Origin of the sequence: Nonomuraea roseola (genome assembly GCF_039535395.1) — a bacterium.
GTDB lineage: Bacteria > Actinomycetota > Actinomycetes > Streptosporangiales > Streptosporangiaceae > Nonomuraea > Nonomuraea roseola.
The window spans coordinates 1-20423 of the sequence record NZ_BAAAXC010000015.1 but is presented as its reverse complement, the minus strand read 5'-3'; the positions used below and the strand labels follow the sequence as shown (position 1 = coordinate 20423).

13 protein-coding genes and 1 pseudogene are annotated in these 20423 nt (G+C 69.0%); 7 read left to right on the top strand and 7 right to left on the bottom strand.

Annotation, left to right across the window (positions count from 1 at the left end):
* Positions 1 to 541 precede the first annotated feature (541 nt).
* The 3 genes from leuS to ABFX55_RS23015 all read left to right on the top strand — a co-directional run bounded on the left by leuS (position 542) and on the right by ABFX55_RS23015 (position 6936).
* Positions 542 to 3022 (top strand): leucine--tRNA ligase, encoded by a 2481-nt coding sequence (gene leuS / locus ABFX55_RS23025; RefSeq protein ID WP_346124158.1) that lies wholly within the window; start codon positions 542 to 544, stop codon positions 3020 to 3022.
* A 184-nt stretch (positions 3023 to 3206) separates the two neighbouring features.
* Positions 3207 to 3725, top strand: a complete 519-nt coding sequence (locus ABFX55_RS23020; RefSeq protein WP_346124156.1) for a DUF1697 domain-containing protein — start codon at positions 3207 to 3209, stop codon at positions 3723 to 3725.
* Positions 3726 to 3789: 64 nt separating this feature from the next.
* Positions 3790 to 6936, top strand: a complete 3147-nt coding sequence (locus ABFX55_RS23015) for a S41 family peptidase (RefSeq protein ID WP_346124154.1) — start codon at positions 3790 to 3792, stop codon at positions 6934 to 6936.
* A gap of 56 nt (positions 6937 to 6992) precedes the next feature.
* Here the strand turns inward: ABFX55_RS23015 and ABFX55_RS23010 are convergent, their stop codons facing one another.
* Positions 6993 to 7976, bottom strand: coding sequence for a MalY/PatB family protein (locus tag ABFX55_RS23010; protein ID WP_346124152.1), 984 nt, complete (start codon positions 7974 to 7976; stop codon positions 6993 to 6995).
* A 234-nt stretch (positions 7977 to 8210) separates the two neighbouring features.
* Here ABFX55_RS23010 and ABFX55_RS23005 point away from each other — a divergent pair, with 234 nt between their 5' ends.
* Positions 8211 to 8456 carry a hypothetical protein gene (locus ABFX55_RS23005; protein ID WP_346124150.1) on the top strand — a complete coding sequence of 82 codons (246 nt, stop codon included), beginning with the start codon at positions 8211 to 8213 and terminating at the stop codon, positions 8454 to 8456.
* Positions 8457 to 8703: 247 nt separating this feature from the next.
* Here ABFX55_RS23005 and ABFX55_RS23000 read toward each other — a convergent pair whose 3' ends face one another.
* Positions 8704 to 10173, bottom strand: coding sequence for a glycoside hydrolase family 6 protein (locus ABFX55_RS23000; RefSeq protein ID WP_346124148.1), 1470 nt, complete (start codon positions 10171 to 10173; stop codon positions 8704 to 8706).
* Between the two features lie 529 nt (positions 10174 to 10702).
* Here ABFX55_RS23000 and ABFX55_RS22995 point away from each other — a divergent pair.
* Positions 10703 to 10870: a hypothetical protein gene (locus tag ABFX55_RS22995; protein WP_346124146.1), complete on the top strand. Its 168-nt coding sequence runs from the start codon at positions 10703 to 10705 to the stop codon at positions 10868 to 10870.
* Between the two features lie 770 nt (positions 10871 to 11640).
* Here the strand turns inward: ABFX55_RS22995 and lexA are convergent.
* From lexA to ABFX55_RS22970, 5 genes are all read right to left on the bottom strand, one after another.
* Positions 11641 to 12348 (bottom strand): transcriptional repressor LexA, encoded by a 708-nt coding sequence (gene lexA / locus ABFX55_RS22990; RefSeq protein WP_346124144.1) that lies wholly within the window; start codon positions 12346 to 12348, stop codon positions 11641 to 11643.
* A 1660-nt stretch (positions 12349 to 14008) separates the two neighbouring features.
* A complete protein-coding gene (locus ABFX55_RS22985) occupies positions 14009 to 14389 on the bottom strand; it encodes a YbaB/EbfC family nucleoid-associated protein (protein WP_346124142.1) in 381 nt (126 codons plus the stop codon).
* Positions 14382 to 14780, bottom strand: a complete 399-nt coding sequence (locus ABFX55_RS22980; protein ID WP_346124140.1) for a YbaB/EbfC family nucleoid-associated protein — start codon at positions 14778 to 14780, stop codon at positions 14382 to 14384. Before ABFX55_RS22980 ends, ABFX55_RS22985 begins: the two co-directional genes overlap by 8 nt.
* Entirely contained in the window at positions 14777 to 15649 is an 873-nt protein-coding gene (locus tag ABFX55_RS22975) for a hypothetical protein (protein WP_346124138.1), read from the bottom strand. The genes ABFX55_RS22980 and ABFX55_RS22975 overlap by 4 nt, the downstream gene beginning before the upstream one ends.
* A gap of 11 nt (positions 15650 to 15660) precedes the next feature.
* Positions 15661 to 15945 (bottom strand): hypothetical protein, encoded by a 285-nt coding sequence (locus ABFX55_RS22970; protein WP_346124136.1) that lies wholly within the window; start codon positions 15943 to 15945, stop codon positions 15661 to 15663.
* 806 nt (positions 15946 to 16751) lie between these two features.
* On the opposite strand from ABFX55_RS22970, the gene nrdR reads away from it, so the two are divergent.
* Both nrdR and ABFX55_RS22960 read left to right on the top strand, forming a co-directional pair.
* Positions 16752 to 17207 (top strand): transcriptional regulator NrdR, encoded by a 456-nt coding sequence (gene nrdR, locus ABFX55_RS22965; RefSeq protein WP_183647109.1) that lies wholly within the window; start codon positions 16752 to 16754, stop codon positions 17205 to 17207.
* A pseudogene (locus tag ABFX55_RS22960) lies at positions 17204 to 20012 on the top strand (vitamin B12-dependent ribonucleotide reductase). The gene nrdR and the pseudogene ABFX55_RS22960 overlap by 4 nt, the downstream one beginning before the upstream one ends.
* Positions 20013 to 20423 lie beyond the last annotated feature (411 nt).

Sequence of the window (20423 nt, the reverse complement as noted above, 5' to 3'; positions counted from 1 at the left end):
TACGAGGAGCCTCTGGCCACGACGTCGGCACTTCGGGCCAGGACGGCGGCAAGGGTGACGCTCCGGAATTCTCCGTTGCCATTGCTGCCGTACCTCCCGAGGTTATGTCCGGATTGGACGCACCCGGCATGATCTCATGCGATGCCGGTGGTTCCGCAGCCAAACGTGAGAAGCCGGTGGGATCGGTCGGCGGATCCTGCATGGGCAGGTCGTCGGGCTCCCATCCGGGCTCAGCTGAGCGCGCCACAGTGACGAGAGTAGACTAAAGGGACATACGGGGGCACGTAGCTCGAAGGTTCTCGGGGTGAGACGACCGGAAAAGGTTGCATACACCACCCTCGGTCTGACGGGAGCAGAAGGGTCCATTGTGCCCGCACGTCTCCTGCCTGGCATGGCTTTCCCTGAAGACGAGGGGTTGCGGGCTGCGCTAGTCTTGACGTATGCGTTCCGCGACCCAGCTCCTTAGCGGGCCGCGACGGCCGTCGAGCTGAACCTCCCGTCGTCGCGGCAGCCCCTCGTTGCGTGAACGAGGGGTTTTCTTATGGGTCAGAGTCAACCGAAGGACATCGCCGTGAGTGAGTACGATCCGCAGGCGCTGCAGGCCAAGTGGCAGCAGCGATGGGAGGAGCACGACCCCTTCCGGGCGAGCGAGGACGCCGCAGACCCCCGGGAGCGGCGCTACATGCTCGACATGTTCCCCTACCCCTCCGGTGACCTGCACATGGGGCACGGCGAGGTGTTCGCCATCGGCGACGTCGTCGCGCGCTACTGGTTCCAGAAGGGCTACAACGTCCTGCACCCGATCGGCTGGGACTCCTTCGGCCTGCCGGCCGAGAACGCCGCGATCAAGCGGAACGCCCACCCCGCCGAGTGGACCTACGCCAACATCGAGACGCAGGCCAACTCCTTCAGGCGCTACGGCATCTCCTTCGACTGGTCGCGCCGCCTGCACACCAGCGACCCCGAGTACTACCGCTGGAACCAGTGGTTGTTCATCCGCTTCTTCGAGCGCGGCCTGGCCTACCGCAAGGGCGGCCTGGTCAACTGGTGCCCCAACGACCAGACCGTGCTGGCCAACGAGCAGGTCGTCGCGGGCAGGTGCGAGCGCTGCGGCGCCGACGTCGTGCGCCGCGAGCTGACCCAGTGGTACTTCAAGATCACTGACTACGCCGACAGGCTGCTGGACGACATGGCGGGCCTGGAGGGCGGCTGGCCCGAGCGCGTGCTGACCATGCAGCGCAACTGGATCGGCCGCTCCACGGGCGCGGACGTGAAGTTCGAGATCGAGGGGCGCGAGGAGCCCGTCACGGTCTACACCACCCGCCCCGACACCCTGTACGGCGCGACCTTCTTCGTCGTCGCGGTCGACGCGGCGCTGGCCGAGGAGATCGTCACCGACGAGCAGCGGCCCGCCTTCGAGGCCTACCGCGCCGAGGTCGCCAAGCTGAGCGACATCGAGCGGCTGTCGACCGAGAAGGAGAAGACCGGCGTCTTCCTGGGCCGCTACGCGATCAACCCGGTCAACGGCCAGCGCATCCAGGTCTGGGCGGCCGACTACGTGCTGTCCGACTACGGCCACGGCGCGATCATGGCCGTGCCCGCGCACGACCAGCGCGACCTCGACTTCGCCCGCACCTTCGGCCTGCCGGTCAAGGTCGTCGTCCACACCGGCCTGGCCGACCCGGGCGAGACCGGCGTCGCCACCCCCGGCGAGGGCAAGCTGGTCAACTCGGGGCCGCTGGACGGCCTGAGCAAGGCCGAGGCGATCGAGAAGATCATCGAGGTGCTGGAGGAGCGCGGCACGGGCGTCGCGACCGTCAACTTCCGCCTGCGCGACTGGTTGCTGTCCCGCCAGCGCTTCTGGGGCACGCCGATCCCGATCATCCACTGCCCCGACTGCGGCGAGGTGCCCGTCCCCGACGAGCAGCTGCCCGTCACGCTGCCCGACCTGCGCGGCGAGGCGCTGTCGCCCAAGGGCGTCTCCCCGCTGGCCAGCGCCACCGACTGGGTGAACGTCGAGTGTCCCAAGTGCGGCGGCGCGGCAAGGCGCGACACCGACACCATGGACACCTTCGTCGACAGCTCCTGGTACTACCTGCGCTACACCGACCCCGGCTACACCGACGGCCCGTTCGACGTGGAGAAGGTCCGCGAGTGGGGCCCGATCGACCAGTACGTCGGCGGCGTCGAGCACGCGGTGCTGCACCTGCTGTACTCCAGGTTCTTCACCAAGGTGCTGCACGACATGGGCATGGTCGACTTCACCGAGCCGTTCCTGCGCCTGCTGAACCAGGGCCAGGTCATCAACGGCGGCAAGGCGATGTCGAAGTCGCTGGGCAACGGCGTCGACCTGGGCCAGCAGATCGACTCCTTCGGCGTCGACGCGGTCAGGCTGACGATGGTCTTCGCCGGTCCTCCCGAGGACGACATCGACTGGGCCGACGTCTCGCCCGCCGCCTCGCAGAAGTTCCTGGCCAGGGTGTTCCGCGTGTTCAACGAGGTGGCCAGCGAGCCGGGCGTCTCCTTCGCCGACGGCGACCTGGAGCTGCGCAAGTTCACGCACAAGACCATCGACGAGGTCACCAAGCTGGTCGAGTCCTACCGCTTCAACGTGGCGGTGGCCCGCATGATGGAGCTGACCTCGGCGATCCGCAAGGCCATCGACTCGGGCCCAGGCGCGGCCGACCCGGCCGTGCGCGAGGGCGCCGAGGCGCTGGCGGTCATGCTGTCGCTGGTCGCGCCGTACACCACGGAGGAGGGCTGGGAGCGGCTGGGCCGCACGGGGTCGGTCGCCCACGCGGGCTGGCCTGTCGCCGAACCCGAGCTGCTGGTGCAGGACTCCGTGACCTGCGTGGTGCAGGTGGCGGGCAAGGTGCGCGACAGGCTGGAGGTCTCGCCCGGCATCTCCGAGGACGACCTGCGCACGCTGGCGCTGGCCTCGGACAAGGTGCGCGCGCACCTGAGCGGTGAGCCGCGCAAGGTGATCGTCCGCGCGCCGAAGCTGGTCAACATCGTCCCTTAGTCCGTTCGCGGGCGTTCTTCAGGAACCTCCCGTACGGCAGGGCAGGCCGACGGCCACCGGGGTCACCCGGTGGCCGTCGGCCTTTCACGCCTCTCCAGCAGGACGTCGGCGCTCGCCGGAACGTCGCGTTCGTTCGCCGGATACCTGACAGCGGCCGGCAGGTTCACGGCGTAGCGTTCGGGACATGCGATATGTGGCGCTCCTGCGGGGGATCAACGTCAACCCCGGCACCAAGGTCGACATGGCCGACCTGCGCGGCCTGCTCCAAGGGCTCGGCTACACCGACGTCCGCACCCACCTGCGCAGCGGCAACGCCGTCTTCACCGCCGAGCCGCAGCCCACGGAGGCGATCGAGCGCGCCATCGGCGAGCGCCTGGCGCTGCCCGTCGCGGTCATGGTGCGCACCGCCGACGAGTGGCGGGCCGTGGTCGAGCGCAACCCGCTGGAGGTGCGCGAACCGGCCAAGTTCGCGGTGGTGTTCCTGACCGCGCCGCCCGACCGCGAGGCGCTGGAGGGCATCGACCCCGGCAGCTACGCGCCCGAGGTCATGCGGATCGGCGAGCGGGAGCTGTACATCGACTTCCCCAACGGCCTCGCCAGGCCGAAGCTCCCGCCGCTGCTGGAGAAGCGGACGAAGAACGCCGGCACGATGCGCAACTGGAACACCGTGACGAAGCTGCTCGAGCTGGTCGATACCTCCTGAGCGGCGGGGATTCCAGGCGAAAAAATCTTCAGCCGCCGACGAGGTCGCGCATTAGTGTGCATCTGTGACAAATGGCGCTTACCTGAGGTACCCACACCTGCACGGAGACCTGATCACCTTCGTGGCCGACGACGATGTCTGGCTGGCCCCTGTGGACGGGGGCAGGGCATGGCGGTTCACCGCCGACCGCACGCCCGTCTCCTTCCCCCGCTTCTCTCCCGACGGCGCCCGGCTGGCGTGGACCAGCACCAGAGAGGGCGCTCCCGAGGCCTTCGCCGCCGAGATCGACGGACCCGAGGGCGAAAGACTCACCCACTGGGGCAACGCCGTCACGGGCGTGCGCGGCTGGACGACCGACGGCAGGGTCCTGGCGATCAGCCCTGCGGGGCAGCCCTCCCGCGACAGGATGTGGGCCTACGCCGTGCCGCTGGACGGCGGCCAGGCCGAGCGCCTGCCGTACGGGTGGGTCAGCGAGGCGGCGGTCAACGAGGGCGGCGGCGTCGTGACGGTGTCGGCCGTCTGGCGCGAGCCCTCGCAGTGGAAGCGCTACAGGGGCGGCACCGCGGCCAAGATCTGGATCGACGCCGGCGGGTCGGGGGAGTTCACCAGGCTGTTCGCCGACAGCACCGCGCAGTACTGGTCGGCCATGTGGGTCGGCGACAGGATCGCCTTCCTGGCCGACCACGAGGGCACAGGCAACCTCTACTCCGCCCTGCCCGACGGCTCCGACCTGCGCAGGCACACCACGCACGACGGCTTCTACGCCAGGCACGCCGCCACCGACGGCGCCCGGGTGATCTACAGCCACGCGGGCGCGCTCTGGATGCTCGACTCGCTGGACGGCGAGCCGTACGAGCTGGAGGTCAGGCTCGGCGGCCCGCGCCCCGCACGGGCCAGGCGCCCCGCGCCGGCCAAGGTGGCCGACTTCTCGCCAGACGCCACGGGCAGGGCCAGCGCGGTCGAGATCCGCGGCACCGCCCACTGGGTCACCCACCGCGACGGGCCCTCCGGCGTGCTGAGGGCCGAGCCGGGCGTCAGGGTACGGCTGCCGCGCGTGCTCGGCGAGGACGGCCTGGCCGTCTGGGTGAGCGACGCTTCAGGCGAGGACGCCCTGGAGGTCGGCAGGCCTGGAGGGGAGATCCGCACGCTCGCCGCCGGCCAGATCGGACGGGTCCTCGACCTGGCCGCCGCCCCCGACGGCAAGCACGTCGCACTCGCCACGCACGACGGACGCCTGCTCACCGTCGACACCTCCGCGGGCTCGGTGAGGGAGCTCGACAGAACCGTCAACGGCGACATCAACGGCATCACCTTCTCGCCCGACTCGGCCTGGCTGGCCTGGTCGCACCCGCACCACGAGCCGCTGCGGCAGATCAAGATGGGGCGCGTCGACGGCACCTCCACCATCGACGTGACCTCGCAGCGCTTCAGCGACTACGCCCCCGTCTTCGCCAAGGACGGCAAGCACCTGGCGTTCCTGTCGATCAGGACGTTCGACCCCGTCTACGACGCGCACGTGTTCGACATGTCCTTCCCCGCGGGCGCCAAGCCGTACATCGTGCCGTTGCAGGCGACCACGTCCTCGCCGTTCGCGCCCTCGCTGGAGGGTCGCGGCTTCAACGGCGCCGAGGACTCCGGCGAGGAGGGCAAGGACAAGAAGAAGGACGTCAAGCCGGTCACCGAGGTGGACGCCGAGGGACTGCCCGCCCGTGTCGTCGCCGTCCCCGTCCCCGCTGGTCGTTACAGCAACCTGCGCACCGGCAAGGACGCGCTGCTGTGGCTGCGTCACCCCCTTGCGGGCGAGCTCGGCGACGGCAACGAGCGCGAGGAGGTCGCGCTGGAGCGCTACGACCTCAAGAAGCGCAGCAAGTGCGAGCTGGCCAGGGAGGTGCGCGCGTTCGAGGTCAGCGGTGACGGCACCCGCCTGGTCGTCACGGGCAAGGACGGCCTGCAGACCCGCGCGGCGGGCGAGAGCGAAGAGGTCATCACCATCGACCTCGGCAGGGTCCCTGTCACCATCGACCCCGTCGCCGAGTGGCGGCAGGCCTACCACGAGGCGGGCCGGCTCATGCGCGACCACTTCTGGCGCGAGGACATGAACGGCGTCGACTGGGCGGGCACGCTCGAGCGCTACGCGCCGCTGGTCGAACGGATCGGCAGCTACTCCGAGCTGATCGACCTGCTGTGGGAGGTCCAGGGCGAGCTGGCCACCTCGCACGCCTACGCCAGACCCAACGGCCAGCCGGTCGACCCCAGACGCCGCCAGGGCCTGCTCGGCGCCGACCTGGCGCTCCAGGAAGGCTCGTGGGTGGTCACCCGCATCCTGCCTGGCGAGTCCTCCGACCACGCCGCCCGCTCGCCGCTGCTCGCGCCGGGCGTGGCCGTCCGCCAGGGCGACGCCATCGTCGCCGTCGGCGGCCGTCCCGTGGACCCGGTGCGCGGCCCGCACCCCCTGCTCGCGGGCACGGCCGATCACCCCGTCGAGCTGACGATCAGGCCGGCCGCCGGCGGCGACACCCGCCGCGTGGTCGTGACGCCGCTGGCCGACGACACCGCGCTGCGCTACCACGACTGGGTGGAGGACCGTCGCGCCTACGTCAGGCAGGCGTCGGGCGGCAGGCTCGGCTACCTGCACGTGCCCGACATGGTCGCCAACGGCTGGGCGCAGTTCCACCGCGACCTGCGCACCGAGATGCCGCAGGAGGGGCTGATCGTGGACGTCAGGGGCAACGGCGGCGGCCACCTGTCCGAGCTGGTGCTGGAGAAGCTGTCGCGCAAGGTGACGGGGTGGGCGATCTCGCGAGGGTACGAGCCCATGCGCTACCCGGAGGACTCGCCGCGCGGGCCGATCGTCGCGCTCACCGACGAGTTCGCCGGCTCCGACGGCGACATCGTCAGCGCGGGGATCAAGAACCGCCGCATCGGTCCGCTCGTCGGGACCCGCACGTGGGGTGGCGTGATCGGCATCGACGGGCGCTACCAGCTGGTCGACGGCACCATCGTCACGCAGCCCCGCTACTCCTTCTGGCTGGAGGGACAGGGGTGGGGCGTCGAGAACTACGGCGTCGACCCTGACATCGAGGTGGTCATCACGCCGCAGGACAGGGTGGCGGGACGCGACCCGCAGCTGGAGAAGGCGGTGGAACTGGCGATGGCCGCCCTGAACGAACACCCGGCGGTCACCCCACCGGCCCTTCCCCCTGTGCCGTGACGACCCGGTCGCCCGTGACCGTCACCGGTGACGGGCGACCCGCCTCCATGGCGCGGTCATAGCAGGAGGCCGGCGGAGCGGGCTCGGTCCAGGCGGTCCAGCACCTCGGTGAGGATGGTCTCCGAGGTGGCGAAGTTGAGCCGGACGAAGCTCCCGCCTCCGGGCCCGAAGGCGGCGCCGTCGCTCACCAGGATCTTCGCCTCGCGCTCCAGCACCTCCGCCATGCCCGGACGCCCCAAGTCCAGCCACGCCAGGTAGGTGGCTTCGGGCGGCACGTATCCAGGCAGGCGCTCGGCGATCAGGCGCCGGTTGCGGTCGAGGACGGTCATGGTGTCGCGCAGCCATCCGTCGGCGTGCCGCCAGGCGGCGACCGTGGCCTCGACGCCGAAGACGTTGGCTCCGCCGTACAGGAAGGAGGGTTGCGCCCTGAGCGCCTCGCGCACCTGCGGAGGGCCCATGTGGGCCAGTGCGCAGCGGACGCCGCCCAGGTTGAAGGCCTTGGTGGCCGAGGTCAGCGTGATGGTGCGCTCGGGGAGGACCGAGGCGAAAGGGATGTGTCGACCCGGCGCGTAGACGAGGTCGGCGTGCACCTCGTCCGCGATGACGACCAGGTCGTGCCGCTCGGCCTGCTCGGCGAGCGCGACGAGCTCCGGCCTGCTGAAGACCTTGCCCGTGGGGTTGTGCGGGTTGACCAGGACGAGCGCGCGGCATCCGCTCAGATCGGACACCTCGGTGCGCAGGCGGCGGCCCATCTCCGCGATCGTGCCGAGGAACGGCGGGTAGGCGGGGGCGTGCATGGCGACGGTGTCGCCGGGTCCGGTGATGAGGTGGAGCATCACCTGGAGCGCCTGGTTGAGGTCGGAGAACGAGCGCACCCATGACGGCTCCGCGTCCCAGCCGTACGTGGCCAGCATCCGCTCGGCGAACGCCTCGGCCAGGGGGCCGGCGTGGGGCTCAGCGGCCCATGCGGGGTAGCCGAGATCGCCGCGGGCGCGCCGCTGAAGGGCTTCGACGATCTCGGGAGCGGTGGGGAAGTCCATGTCGGCGATCCAGCAGGCGATGACGTCCGGTCCGGCGCCGGCCCACTTGAGACCGTCCTTGGGGGGGCCTACGGATGGTTTCGTCCACCTGATCAGTGTCACCCACGACGCACGAATTGTCCGTTACGACCCGTCGAACCGCTTTCCGGCTTGCCCCATGTCACGGTCCGAGGAGACGATCAGGTCTTACTCGGTCATCCGTGAGGGTGGAGCAGCTGCGACGGAGGCACGGATATGCGCATCGATCCGGGTGGCGTGATCGGCTGGCTGTTCTCGATGGTGGTGCTCTTCCTGGTCATCTACGGGGCGATACGGCTGGCGCTCAAGCACGACAGGCGGAGCCGGATCCCCTCGCCTCGCGAGGTCGAGGACCGCAAACTCAGGGAGCGGGTCGCGGCCGAACGGGCGCGGCACGAGCGAGAAGCAGAGCAGCGGGCTGCTCGAGGTCGCGACGACGGGCTCAGCGGTTCCGCGGTCTGAGCGAGATCAGGACAGGTCCAGGCCCGCCAGCCGGGCCCTGCCGGCCAGCGTCGTCCGGTGGAAGAGACGTTCGCCTGGCTGCGGACCCGCCTCGCCGGGGTTCTCGCCGAAGCGGCGTTCAGCTTGGGGAAAGGTCTTCGGGAGGAGGAAGAGTCGCGCGCCACAGAGCGGTCTGACGGTTCCCGATGACCGGATGGACGAGGATGGCCCGGCCCGCTCTGGCGCGGGCCGGGCGCTCACGAGTTGGTCAGGTGCCGTCGATCAGGCGGACGGCGATGGCCGGGCTGAACTGGCCGGCGGGGACGTTCGGCGCGATGCCGCAGTTGCCGTCGGAGTCGCCGGGAATCTTCACCCACAGCAGCATCTCGGCTCCGCCGCCACCGCCGAGCTGGGTGGGAGTCCCGAGCTTGCGGCCCGCGGGGTTGCACCACTCGCCGTTGGAGCCGTTGCCGTTGCGGCTGGTGTCGATCACGAACCTGGCGCCGCCGCCGAGCGACGCGTTGACCGAGCTCGCGTAGGTGGCCGACTGGGCGGTCGTGTAGTAGTTGGAGACGTTCATCGAGAAGCCGCGGATGTTGCCGACGCCCGCGTTCTTCAGGCGGGTCGCCATCGTCCCCGCCGCGACCCAGCCGGCGTTGCCGCCGTCGAGGTAGGCCCACGCGTTGGTGGCCTTGTCGCGGAACTGCTGGGTGGCGTACACCAGCATGCGGTTACGGGCCTGGATGGCGGTATCGGTCATGCAGCCGAAGTCGCCGAGAGAGTCGGGCTCGATGACGACGATCGCGGGGCGGTTGCCGATCCCGGAAGCGAACGCGGAGATCCACGTCTTGTACGCCGACTCACTGCCCGCGCCGCCGCCCGAGTGGCCGCCACAGGCGTCGCGACCGGGGATGTTGTAGGCCACCAGGACCGGGAGCTTGTTCGCGGCGTCCGCGGCGGCCACGTGACGGGAGACCGCCGCGCCGACGTCGCCGCTCCAGTTGCCGAACCAGCGTGCCATCGGCTTGTCCGAGATCGACGACTTGATGCGCGCCGCCCTGGAGTCGCCCGCGTTGGCGCGCACCCAGATCGCCGGATTGGACTGGGGATCCACATAGAAGCCGTCGGTCATGGCGACCGGCCCTGAGCCCGGCTCCTCCGGCTTCGGCGTCGTCGTAGGCGACGTTGTGGGCGACGTCGTGGGGGAGGGAGAAGGCGACGGTGATGTCGATGACGTCTCGGTCAGCGAGACGTTGTCCAGGTAGAAGCTGAAGCCCGCGTTCTTGCCCAGCTGGAACGACACCTGGCCGCCCGACGTGCTCAGGCTTGAGGTGAACGGGAAGCTGAAACGCTTGCTCGTCGTGGTGAGCGAGATCGTCTTGGTCAGGGTGTTGGTGTACGGGGAGTTCGCGAGCTGGACTGTGGTGACCGCGGTGACCGGAGCGGAGGCCGAGGCGTCGAACGACAGCTTGTAGGCCTTGCCGCTGGTCAGCTTGATGTCGTTATGGCCGATCATGGCGTCCCACGGGTTGGCGGTGCCGCCCGGAACGTTGACGCGCAGACGCTCCGCGTCCAGGGCCATCGTGGTGTTGGCGGACTTCCACCAGGGAGCGGTGCCGCTGCCGAAGGTGCCGTTGACCACGAGTTCGGGAGCCGCGGCGGCGGAGACGGCGGCTGTCACCGACAGCACGGTCACCGTCGAGGCGGTGACCGCCATCAGGCGGGCTAACAATCGCACGAAATGCGTCCCTTCTGGATTCCAACATCATGTCGGTGATCAAATATCACAGGATTTAACCGCTTTCGTGACCTTTTGTGGAATGCCGATGTCCGCCGAGGGGCTCGCGCAGGAACCGCTGGGCTCGCTAGAGGAGTGGGCGCGTCTCCGCCATGCGCCGCGCCGTACGGGAGCACCGCCAGGCTGCTCGACCGGAGGAGTGCAGGCCCCGGCGGCCTTCGCAGGATGCCAACGCACCAGCCGAGTTCGGAGGCGCTCCTGGGCTCGGCTTCAGGGGGCGTGCCATTCAATTGGCTTGGGGTGGCCAGCTCACTTCTGGTGTCAGTACGGCCAGGTCGTCTCCACGACCCTTCCCCAGTTCCTCTCGCTAGAGAGCGTGCCCTTCCGACGAGCCGGGAGGAATCGTAGGGGTCGCTGCCGCCTCGAGAGTCGAGTGAGAGGGCCGCTCGATCGGCAGCCCCCGCCGGAGGACCGATCGAGCGACCCAAGACTGCGCGCTCCGATGCCGCGAGCGATGAGGGGTGGTGCCATGCGCTCGCCCCGTCAGGCCGCGAGGTGCGACACGCTCCACGGCCTCGCGACCAGGGCGGTGGACGATGTCTCGCTCGCCGTCGACGAGGGCGAGATCTTCGGTGTCCTCTCGGCTCGTGCCGCACCCGATGACGACCGTGAGACGGACTCCCACGCCAGCCGTTGACCGGCCGTGAGACGGACTCCCACGCCAGGTATTGACCGACCGTGAGGTGGACACGCATGTCAGCCCGCAAGATCCTGCGTGAGCATCAACCTCACCGTTGCCCAAACCGCCGTCTCGAGGGGCGGCATCGCCCAGCGCTCGGCATCGTCCAGCGATCCGCGTCCGCGATGCTCCGAGTGCGCCAGGCATGCGCCCGACGCCGTTCGAACAGCCCAAGATCGCAGAACACACAGGCACCTTCGAGCAGGCCACGTTCGCTGCCTCATGCGCCGTTGGATCAGACCGCGTTCGCGCGACACCGCAGGCACAGTTCGATCAGTGCGAGCCTGTCGGGCGCTCAGGCATCGTTCGAACAGATTGCGCTCGCTGCCTCATGCGTCGTTCGATCAGACCGCGTTCGCACGACGCTCAGGCGCGTCAGAGGCGCGCGACATGAACCCCAAGCCGTGCGATCGGCCGTCGGTCCGGCATGGCGATCTAGCAACCCGACCTCGCGCGATACTCGAGCATCGCGCTACTCGAGCACGAGGTTCGCGCGATATTCGGACAATAGAAAAGCGCCCGAGCCCGGACAGCCAGGCAACCTGGCCCGGCGATCGAATGGCCGATAGTTCACGACCTCGCGATCGAGGAGCCGTGCGACACCCACGCCTCACGGCCGTCTCGAACGGCTGAAAGTCGTGGGCTTGGAGAGCTTGCGGCATGCATCACGGGCCGCTCGATCGGCCGTCTCCCAGCAGAGGCCGATCGAGCGGTGGAGAGCCCCGCGGCTAGAGGCGGCGGAGGACCGCGACGACCTTGCCCAGGACGCTGGCCTCGTCGCCGGGGATCGGGTCGTAGTTGGAGTTGTGCGGGACCAGCCAGACATGGCCGTCCTTGCGCTTGAACGTCTTCACCGTCGCCTCGCCATCGATCATGGCCGCCACGATGTCGCCGCTCTCGGCAACCGGCTGCTGCCGTACGACCACCCAGTCACCGTCGGCGATGGCCGCCTCGATCATCGAGTCGCCGGTGACCTGGAGAAGGAAGAGGGTGCCCTCGCCGACCAGCTGCTTGGGCAGCGCGAAGACGTCCTCGACGCTCTCCTCAGCCAAGATCGGACCACCGGCCGCGATGCGCCCGACCAGCGGAACATAGGCCGCGGTCGGCCTGTTCACCGGCGCTTCGTCCTCGCTGCCGTCGGGGTCGACCCACAGCACCGGCTCGCCGGGCAGCCTCACCTCAAGAGCGCGGGGCCGGTGTGGATCACGCCTCAGATAGCCCTTGCGCTGCAACGCCGTCAGCTGGTGCGAGACGCTGGACGTGCTCGTCAGCTGCACAGCCTCGCCGATCTCGCGCATGGACGGCGGGTAACCCCGCTGCTGCACCGAGTCGCGGATCACCTCAAGGATCTTGCGTTGCCTGGGCGTCAGGCCCAGGGAGTCGCGACGGCGGACCGCAAGGTCGCTGACGCCGTTGTCGTCACTCCGCTCGCTCATGCTCTCCTCCTCGCCCGGCGGCCCACCTCATCGGCGCGCCTTCCGGTCCGTGGTCTTCATGTCGCACACAGCGACCGTACCGCCGATTGAGATCAACTTCAAACATTTGTTCGAGTCTTCCTCGAAATCGACGGCGACGTGGTGTACAACATCGTACGGGAGTTCGATCGACACCGTGTTCGATTCGCCGATCTTTATTGGGCCTTTTACTGAGGCCACAACGGTGCGGGAGGTCAGTTATGCGAGCGACCACAACCACGGAATCCACCACCGACGACGTCGAGAGGCTCACTCTCATCGCCGACATCGTCCTGGCAGAAGCCCGAGGAGCAGGGGGCGCCTCCGGCACGACACGCACCGACAGCGGTCCGCGGCGACTCGACGCCGGTGTTCATGGCACGCGCGCCGCGTCGGGCGCACGCCCCGTCCGCGGCCGACGCCGCCGTCCAGGCGGGCCCACCCTCGTGCTGGTGCCGTCGCCGCGCCCGGAAACCGAACGCGTCACGCAGGCACTCTCGAAAGGTGCGACGCGTCTCCCTGCAAGGGGGAAGGGCGGCGACTCGGCGCGACGAGGGCCGACCGAGACCGATGACGACCTGGCGGCCCGGCGTTCCGGCGCGGCGGCGAGGGTCAGGAACGCGGGGGCGAGCGGCGGCAAGAGGGCGGCCGAGTCGAGGGGCCGAGGGGTGATGCGGCTGGTTCGCTCTGAGGATGCCCAGGCAGTCCGGCAGTTCGGGGCGGAGGAGGGTGAGGGTGCCCGGCGCGGCGGGGCGCGGGATCGGAGGTCGAAGGGTGGGGGCACCCGGCGAGGAGTGGCCAGGGAGCGGGCGTTGCAGGGTGAGGATGCCCGGCGAACGGTGCCACAGGATCGGGCCGAGAAGGGCGAGGGTGCCGGGCGTGGCGGGGCGCGGGATCGGAGGTTGCAGGGTGGGGGCGCCCGGCGAGGGGTGGCACAGGGTCGGGCCGAGAAGGGCGAGGGTGCCGGGCGTGGAGTGGCCCGGGAGCGGGTGTTGCAGGGTGAGGGTGCCCGGCGAGGGGTGGCACAGGATCGGGCGGAGAAGGGTGAGGGTGCCCGGCGGGGGTGGTGGGAGGGCCGGCCGCGGAACGGCGCGGGCGCCTGGAGGGGCGGTGCGGACGGTCCTGGGATGGCGGGGACGTCCAGGAGGCGCCGGACCGCGCGGCGAAAGGGCGGCCAGGTTGCTCGGGCCACGGGCGCTCCCGAGCAAGGAGTGGCGGGGCGCGGTACCGAGGTGTTCGGGAGGGAGCGGGACACGCGGGCAGGCGCGGCAGAGTCAGGGCCGCCGCGTCAACCGCACTGGTACCCGCGCCCGCGGGCCGATGGGCCGAGGGCGCCGGTGCGGTTGACGCGGCGGGGGCGAGCGGCGCTCGTGGTCGTGATGGCGGCGCTGGCGCTGGCCGGGATGTGGGCCGGCACCCGGGCAGGGAGCCTCGACCGGGCTGCTGACGCCGTGCCCACCCGTGCGGACCTGCCCGGTGTGGTCGATCATGGAAACGCGCCCCGGAACCCGCTGGATCCCGCTTCTGGCTGAGCACGGTCGGCCACCACCTCCGCCAGGCCGTGGCGGGCGCCGTCATCGATGGGTCGTAAGGCGGGGAGCGCCACGGGGTGAGGGGCCGCAGGGGCGCGTGCGGGTGCCGCCTAGCGCGGGTCGGGGTTGATGCCGCTGCGCGACTCGAAGGAGCGCTGAGCCTCGCCGAACCGGTCGGCGAAGCTCGGCCCCGCCCCTACGCGCAGGTTCTCCAGCATCGTCGCCTTCGCCGTCGCCGCCGCCTTCTCCGCCGCGTGGACCGCGGCGACCACCGCGTCGCCGAGTGTCACTCCATCGAGACGTCGCTTGCTCACCACGCTGATGTCGAGTGCGACGAGGTTGCCCACGGCGTCGACGGTGGCGACGACGCCGTCGTGATCAGCCGTACCCGTGTACTGCTGCGTACTCCAGGCCGACACGGCGGCGTCGGCCTCGCCGGAGTCCTTCGACAGGAGTTCGGTCAGCCTGCGCAGTTCATCCAGCTCATCCATGGTCTGTCTCCCGCAGAACGGCGTCGAAGTACTGGTCGAGGGGGTCGTGGCCCGGGTCGGGATCGATCTGCCCGCCGTTCAGGGCGCTCATCGCGACGCCGAGGTTGTCGGCCATGATCTCCCGCGCCGCGCCGATCGCCTCCAGTACGGCCCGCGCGATCACGACATGGTCGAGGTCGCGCATGGACCGCCCGTCGATGCGCACCTCGAGCAGGCGTCCTGCGCCCGAGACCGTGGCGACCACCCGTTCGGCGGAGTCGGTCCCCGTCACCTTCTGCTCGTCCAGCTGACGCAGCGTTCCCGCGACCGCGTCGACCCACCCCTCGACCTGGCGAAGCAGTCCGCGAACGTCGCCCTCCCCGCCCGCGCCCATGGCGTCGCCGTACGTCATGAGTTCCCTCCGGAGCTCTGGTTGTTCTGGGTGACGGGCTTCCAGAAGTCGGGGTTGCTCACCCTGGGCGTGACCGTCAGGTCGCGCGCGCCGCGCTCCGGGTTGCCTCCGTTGTAGAACGCACCCGCGAGGTCGGTGAGCTTGAGCTCCAGGTCGTTCAGGTCGCCCTCGTACTTGTTGAACACGTCGGAGAACTGTGAGACCTGGTTGCCGAGGGCGGTGACGAAGACGCCGGCCTGAGCCACCATGGCGACCCGGCCGAGTGGAGTGGCGGCCAATGGTGTGGCCGCCTTGAAGACCGGCCCGTAGGTCTTCCACAGAACCAGCATCGACAGGTCGTATTCCAGCACCTCCTTGTACTGGCCGTGCATGGTGCCGCTCGCGTCCTTGGCGATGGCGCCGAGCTGATCGAACATGCCGATCAGCTTGAACCGGAGATACTGCTGCAACGCCCCGACGGCGTAGCCGTTCCAGTACGGCGAGACGTCGCTGAAGAAGCCGAGCCACACGTCCCAGGCGCTGCCCTTGAGATAGCCCAGCATCTGCTTCCAGTCGTCGCGGCGGAAGACGAAGATCGCAGGATTGCCCATGTTGAGCACGGCGAACACCATCAGCACCTTCACGAACAGGCCGAAGCCGCTCAGGAGCAGCCCGGTGCTGATCGGCGAATGGTGGGCCTTGATCTGGGCGATCGCGCTTCGGAAGAACCCGGGATCGACCCGGACCGGAGCGGTCGGGCGAGGGGCGGCGGCGCCGCCACCCGGCTTGTAAACGTTTTCAGTAGGCTTGAAAGTATTCGCCGGCACGGTGCCCGCCGGGCGGAAGGCGCTGGTCGCGTTCTTGGGCGGGTCGCCGGATGGGGTGGACATTGTGCGACCTCTCAGCGGTTGATCTTGTCGATGGCGGCCTTGCTCAACGCCTCGGCGCTTCGATAGTTGACGGCCGCGTCGGCGACCTTCTTGCTGTCGGTTTCGAGCACCGCCTGAAGGATCCTCGCGCAGTCGGCCCAGGTGTCACTGATGGAGTTGAACCGGTTGTAGTACAGGAGCCCGATCAGGGGCAGGCCGGCGCCCGGAACGAGGTTCCAGCCTTCGAACCTGGGGGTGATCGCCCTGATGTCGGAGACATTCTGGGCGCAGCTGTACATCAGGTCGGCGAACTTCATGAGCCGTTCGGTGGAGAACGTGACGACGCTCTCTCCGGGTGGGACGGGCTCGGGGCGGAGCGGATCCGGACGGGGTTGGTCAGAGGTGGGGCGAAGGCTCTGGTAGCTGCAGAGGCCGGGCACACAGGGCGGGGTGTGCGGGCACGGGGCCTCGTCGGCGGGTCCGCTCGAGGTGGCGGCGGCCGGCGAAGGGCTGGGCGTTCCGGAGCCACTGGGGGAGGGGTTCGCGGACGGATCCGGAGGTGTCGGGCTTGAGGGGAGGTCGGACACTCGGTACACCTTCCAGTGATTCGGCAGATGCGGCGTCCGGAACGCACCAGGTGGCGGGGCTGGTGCTTCTTGCTGCCGGTGCGGTCGAAAAGATCACGCACAATCTAGGGGAAGAGTGTTGCGAGCGTCCACGAATCCACATTTATGCCGGAATGCCGGTGATCTAGTGGAATCAGCATCAGGGTGAACTCTCGCGTTCAATGCCCCGTCTCACGTCACCCATCCTCGAGGGGTGATGTCGGTCATGGGCGGCACCTGTCACCTGCGTACATCCCTGCCCCGACAGTGCGACACGCCGACGTTCCAGGGCTCCGGCGCGGCTGATCAGCGACTTCGGTTGGATGGGCCGGGCCAACTTGCGTTCATGGTCGCGCGCTTCTACGGTTGGACCACAACATCTAGTAGTTACACCGATGTAGTTCACCACAACTTGTGTTTCCGTGACCGCTCCATGGCACCCCGTGGCGCGGGCGCGAGCGTCTGCCGACGAGCATTTTACGAGTGGTGAGCCCATGTCGCGGCCGAGGAGGCGAAGGGTGCACTGTCCGTTCTGTCGTCACCCGGACACCAGGGTCATCGACAGCCGCTCCACGGACGACGGAGGCGCCATCAGGCGTCGCCGTACCTGCCCTGAATGCGGGCGCAGGTTCACCACGCAGGAGACGGTCCTGCTGATGGTGAGCAAGCGCAGCGGAGTGACCGAGCCGTTCTCGAGGGACAAGGTGGTCGCCGGCGTCCGCAGGGCGTGCCAGGGCAGGCCCGTCACCGAGGACTCGCTCGCGCAACTCGGGCAGCGCGTGGAAGAGGCCATCAGGGCCAGAGGAGCGGCCGAGATCCCCTCCAACGAGGTCGGTCTGGCGATCCTCGGGCCGCTGCGGGACCTGGACGAGGTGGCGTACCTGCGGTTCGCATCGGTATATCGCGGTTTCGAGAGCCTGGCGGACTTCGAAGCCGAGATCAAGCAACTGAAAGCCGAGAAGGGGGAGTCATGACGGAGACGGTCAGCGGTTCAGTGACGCGTGGGGGCAAGCGCAAGGGGTTGAAGATGAAGCGGATCTTCACCAAGCCCGGAGTGCATCCCTATGACGAGATCACGTGGGAGCGCCGTGACGTCGTCATGACCAACTGGCGGGACGGCTCGATCAACTTCGAGCAGCGTGGTGTGGAGTTCCCCGAGTTCTGGTCGGTCAACGCGGCCAACATCGTGACGACGAAGTACTTCCGTGGCGCCGTGGGCACGCCGCAGCGCGAGTGGAGCCTGAAGCAGCTGGTCGACCGCGTGGTCGGGATGTACACCAGGACCGCGGTGGAGAACGGCTACTTCGCCTCCGACGAGGACGTGGAGATCTTCGACCACGAGCTGAAGCACGCGCTGGTCCACCAGATCTTCGCGTTCAACTCGCCGGTGTGGTTCAACGTGGGCACGCAGAGCCCGCAGCAGGTCAGCGCCTGTTTCATCTTGGCCGTCGACGACACCATGGAGTCGATCCTCGACTGGTACAAGGAAGAGGGCGTGATCTTCAAGGGTGGTTCGGGCTCGGGGGTGAACCTCTCTCGCATCCGCTCCTCCAAGGAGCTCCTGTCCAGCGGCGGTACGGCCAGCGGCCCTGTCAGCTTCATGCGCGGCGCCGACGCCTCCGCGGGCACGATCAAGTCGGGCGGCGCGACCCGCAGGGCCGCCAAGATGGTCGTCCTCGACGTCGACCACCCCGACATCGAGGAGTTCATCGAGACGAAGGCTCGCGAGGAGGACAAGGTCCGCGCGCTGCGCGACGCCGGGTTCGACATGGACCTCGGCGGCAAGGACATCGTCAGCGTCCAGTACCAGAACGCCAACAACTCGGTGCGCGTCTCCGACGAGTTCATGCGCGCGGTGGACAAGGGCGAGCAGTTCGGCCTGCGCGCCCGCCTGACTGGTGAGGTCATCGAGCAGGTCGACGCCAAGGACCTCTTCCGCAAGATGGCCAAGGCCGCGTGGGAGTGCGCCGACCCCGGCGTGCAGTACGACGACACGATCAACGACTGGCACACCAGCCCGGAGACCGGCCGCATCACCGCGTCCAACCCGTGCTCGGAGTACCTGCACCTGGACAACTCCTCGTGCAACCTGGCCAGCATCAACCTGCTGAAGTTCCTGAGGGACGACAACAGCTTCGACGTGGCGAGCTTCGTCAAGCTCACCGAGCTGATCATCACGGCGATGGACGTGTCGATCACCTTCGCCGACTTCCCGACCGAGAAGATCGGCGAGACCACCCGCGCCTACCGTCAGCTGGGCATCGGCTACGCCAACCTGGGCGCGCTGCTCATGGCTACCGGCCACGCCTACGACTCCGACGGCGGTCGCGCGGTCGCGGGGGCGATCACCTCGCTGATGACGGGCGTGTCCTACCGGCGCAGCGCCGAGCTGGCCGCGGTCGTCGGGCCGTACGAGGGTTATGCCAGGAACGCCGACGCCCACAAGCGCGTCATGCGCAAGCACGCGGGCGCCAACGACGGCCTGCGCACCCTCGGCACGATGGACGGCAAGATCCACGCCGAGGCGTCCAAGCAGTGGTCGGAGTGCCTCAAGCTGGGCGAGAAGAACGGCTACCGCAATGCCCAGGCGTCGCTGCTCGCGCCGACCGGCACCATCGGCCTGATGATGGACTGCGACACCACGGGCATCGAGCCCGACCTGGCGCTGGTGAAGTTCAAGAAGCTCGTCGGCGGCGGCTCGATGCAGATCGTCAACCAGACGATCCCGAGGGCGCTCAAGCAGCTGGGCTACCAGCAGGAGTCGATCGAGGCCATCGTCGAGTACATCGGCGAGCACGGCCACGTCGTTGACGCCCCCCGGCCTCAAGCGTGAGCACTACGAGGTCTTCGACTGCGCGATGGGCGAGCGGGCGATCGCGCCCATGGGCCACGTGCGCATGATGGCCGCCGCGCAGCCGTTCCTGTCCGGTGCGATCTCCAAGACCGTCAACCTGCCCGAGTCGGCGACGATCGAGGACATCGAGCAGGTCTACATGGAGGGCTGGCGTCTCGGCCTCAAGGCCCTGGCCGTCTACCGCGACAACTGCAAGGTCGGCCAGCCGCTGTCGGCGGGCAACGGCGCCAAGAAGGACGAGACCAAGGCCGCGGCCGAGCCCGAGGTCAAGGTCATCGAGGTCAACCGCCCGACCCGGCGCAGGATGCCGAACTCCAGGCCGAGCGTCACCACCCGCTTCACCGTGGGCGGCGCCAAGGGTTACATGACCGCTTCGTCCTACCCCGACGACGGGCTCGGCGAGGTCTTCCTCAAGATGTCCAAGCAGGGTTCGACGCTGGCGGGCGTCATGGACGCCTTCTCCGTGGCGATGTCCATAGGCCTGCAGTACGGCGTGCCGCTGGAGACCTACGTCAGCAAGTTCGTCAACATGCGCTTCGAGCCCGCCGGGATGACCGACGACCCGGACGTGCGGATGGCGACCTCGGTGATGGACTACATCTTCCGCCGCCTGGCGCTCGACCACCTGCCCTACGACGAGCGGGCCGCGCTCGGCATCTTCTCCGCCGCCGAGCGCACCGCGCAGCAGCGCGGCGAGGACCCCGCGGTCGACAAGGAGGCGCTGGCGCAGTCGGCTCCGATCGAGGCCAAGGCGGTGCAGCCGGCCGCTCCCGAGCCGGTGCGCGAGGTGAAGGAGCTGACGCTGGAGAGCCACCAGCGCTTCACCGCGGACGCTCCGCTGTGCATGACGTGCGGCACCAAGATGCGTCCGGCCGGCAGCTGCTACGTCTGCGAGGGCTGCGGCTCCACCAGCGGCTGCAGCTGAGGTCGCTGACAGGTAGATAGCAGGTCCGAAAGGGGAGCCGACCATGGGTCGGCTCCCCTTTCGGCGTCATCACCGCTGCTTCCGACAAGGGGGAGCCGGGCAGCTGCCCGGCTCCCCCTTCGTTTAAGCAACCTGTGTTGCTAAGGGAGAATTAGTCAACTAAGGTTGCTTGCATGGCCGCTGCCGGCGTCGACCCGGCCGGCCTGATGGTGCGCACCCTGCCGGGCCCTTTCGCGCGAGGACCGACGGCGAACAGAGGCGGCTGAAGCCGTCCCCCTTGTTCCAGACTCTCTGTCGAGACGAGGCACGATGAATAACCCTCTATCCAGACCGTTAATACCGACGACCGACACGGTCGTGCTCGACGTGGACGGCCTGCGCATGCGTTACGGCTCTACCGACGTCCTGCAC

What these genes read in the sequence shown, in the direction of transcription:
- ABFX55_RS22985 (WP_346124142.1), bottom strand. Translation starts at nt 14,389, where the DNA reads ATGGATGAGCTGGATGAACTGCGCAGGCTGACCGAACTCCTGTCGAAG.
- ABFX55_RS23010 (WP_346124152.1), bottom strand. Translation starts at nt 7,976, where the DNA reads ATGGACTTCCCCACCGCTCCCGAGATCGTCGAAGCCCTTCAGCGGCGC.
- leuS (WP_346124158.1), top strand. Translation starts at nt 542, where the DNA reads ATGGGTCAGAGTCAACCGAAGGACATCGCCGTGAGTGAGTACGATCCG.
- ABFX55_RS23005 (WP_346124150.1), top strand. Translation starts at nt 8,211, where the DNA reads ATGCGCATCGATCCGGGTGGCGTGATCGGCTGGCTGTTCTCGATGGTG.
- ABFX55_RS22980 (WP_346124140.1), bottom strand. Translation starts at nt 14,780, where the DNA reads ATGACGTACGGCGACGCCATGGGCGCGGGCGGGGAGGGCGACGTTCGC.
- ABFX55_RS22970 (WP_346124136.1), bottom strand. Translation starts at nt 15,945, where the DNA reads ATGAAGTTCGCCGACCTGATGTACAGCTGCGCCCAGAATGTCTCCGAC.
- ABFX55_RS22975 (WP_346124138.1), bottom strand. Translation starts at nt 15,649, where the DNA reads ATGTCCACCCCATCCGGCGACCCGCCCAAGAACGCGACCAGCGCCTTC.
- lexA (WP_346124144.1), bottom strand. Translation starts at nt 12,348, where the DNA reads ATGAGCGAGCGGAGTGACGACAACGGCGTCAGCGACCTTGCGGTCCGC.
- ABFX55_RS23020 (WP_346124156.1), top strand. Translation starts at nt 3,207, where the DNA reads ATGCGATATGTGGCGCTCCTGCGGGGGATCAACGTCAACCCCGGCACC.
- ABFX55_RS22995 (WP_346124146.1), top strand. Translation starts at nt 10,703, where the DNA reads ATGCGCTCGCCCCGTCAGGCCGCGAGGTGCGACACGCTCCACGGCCTC.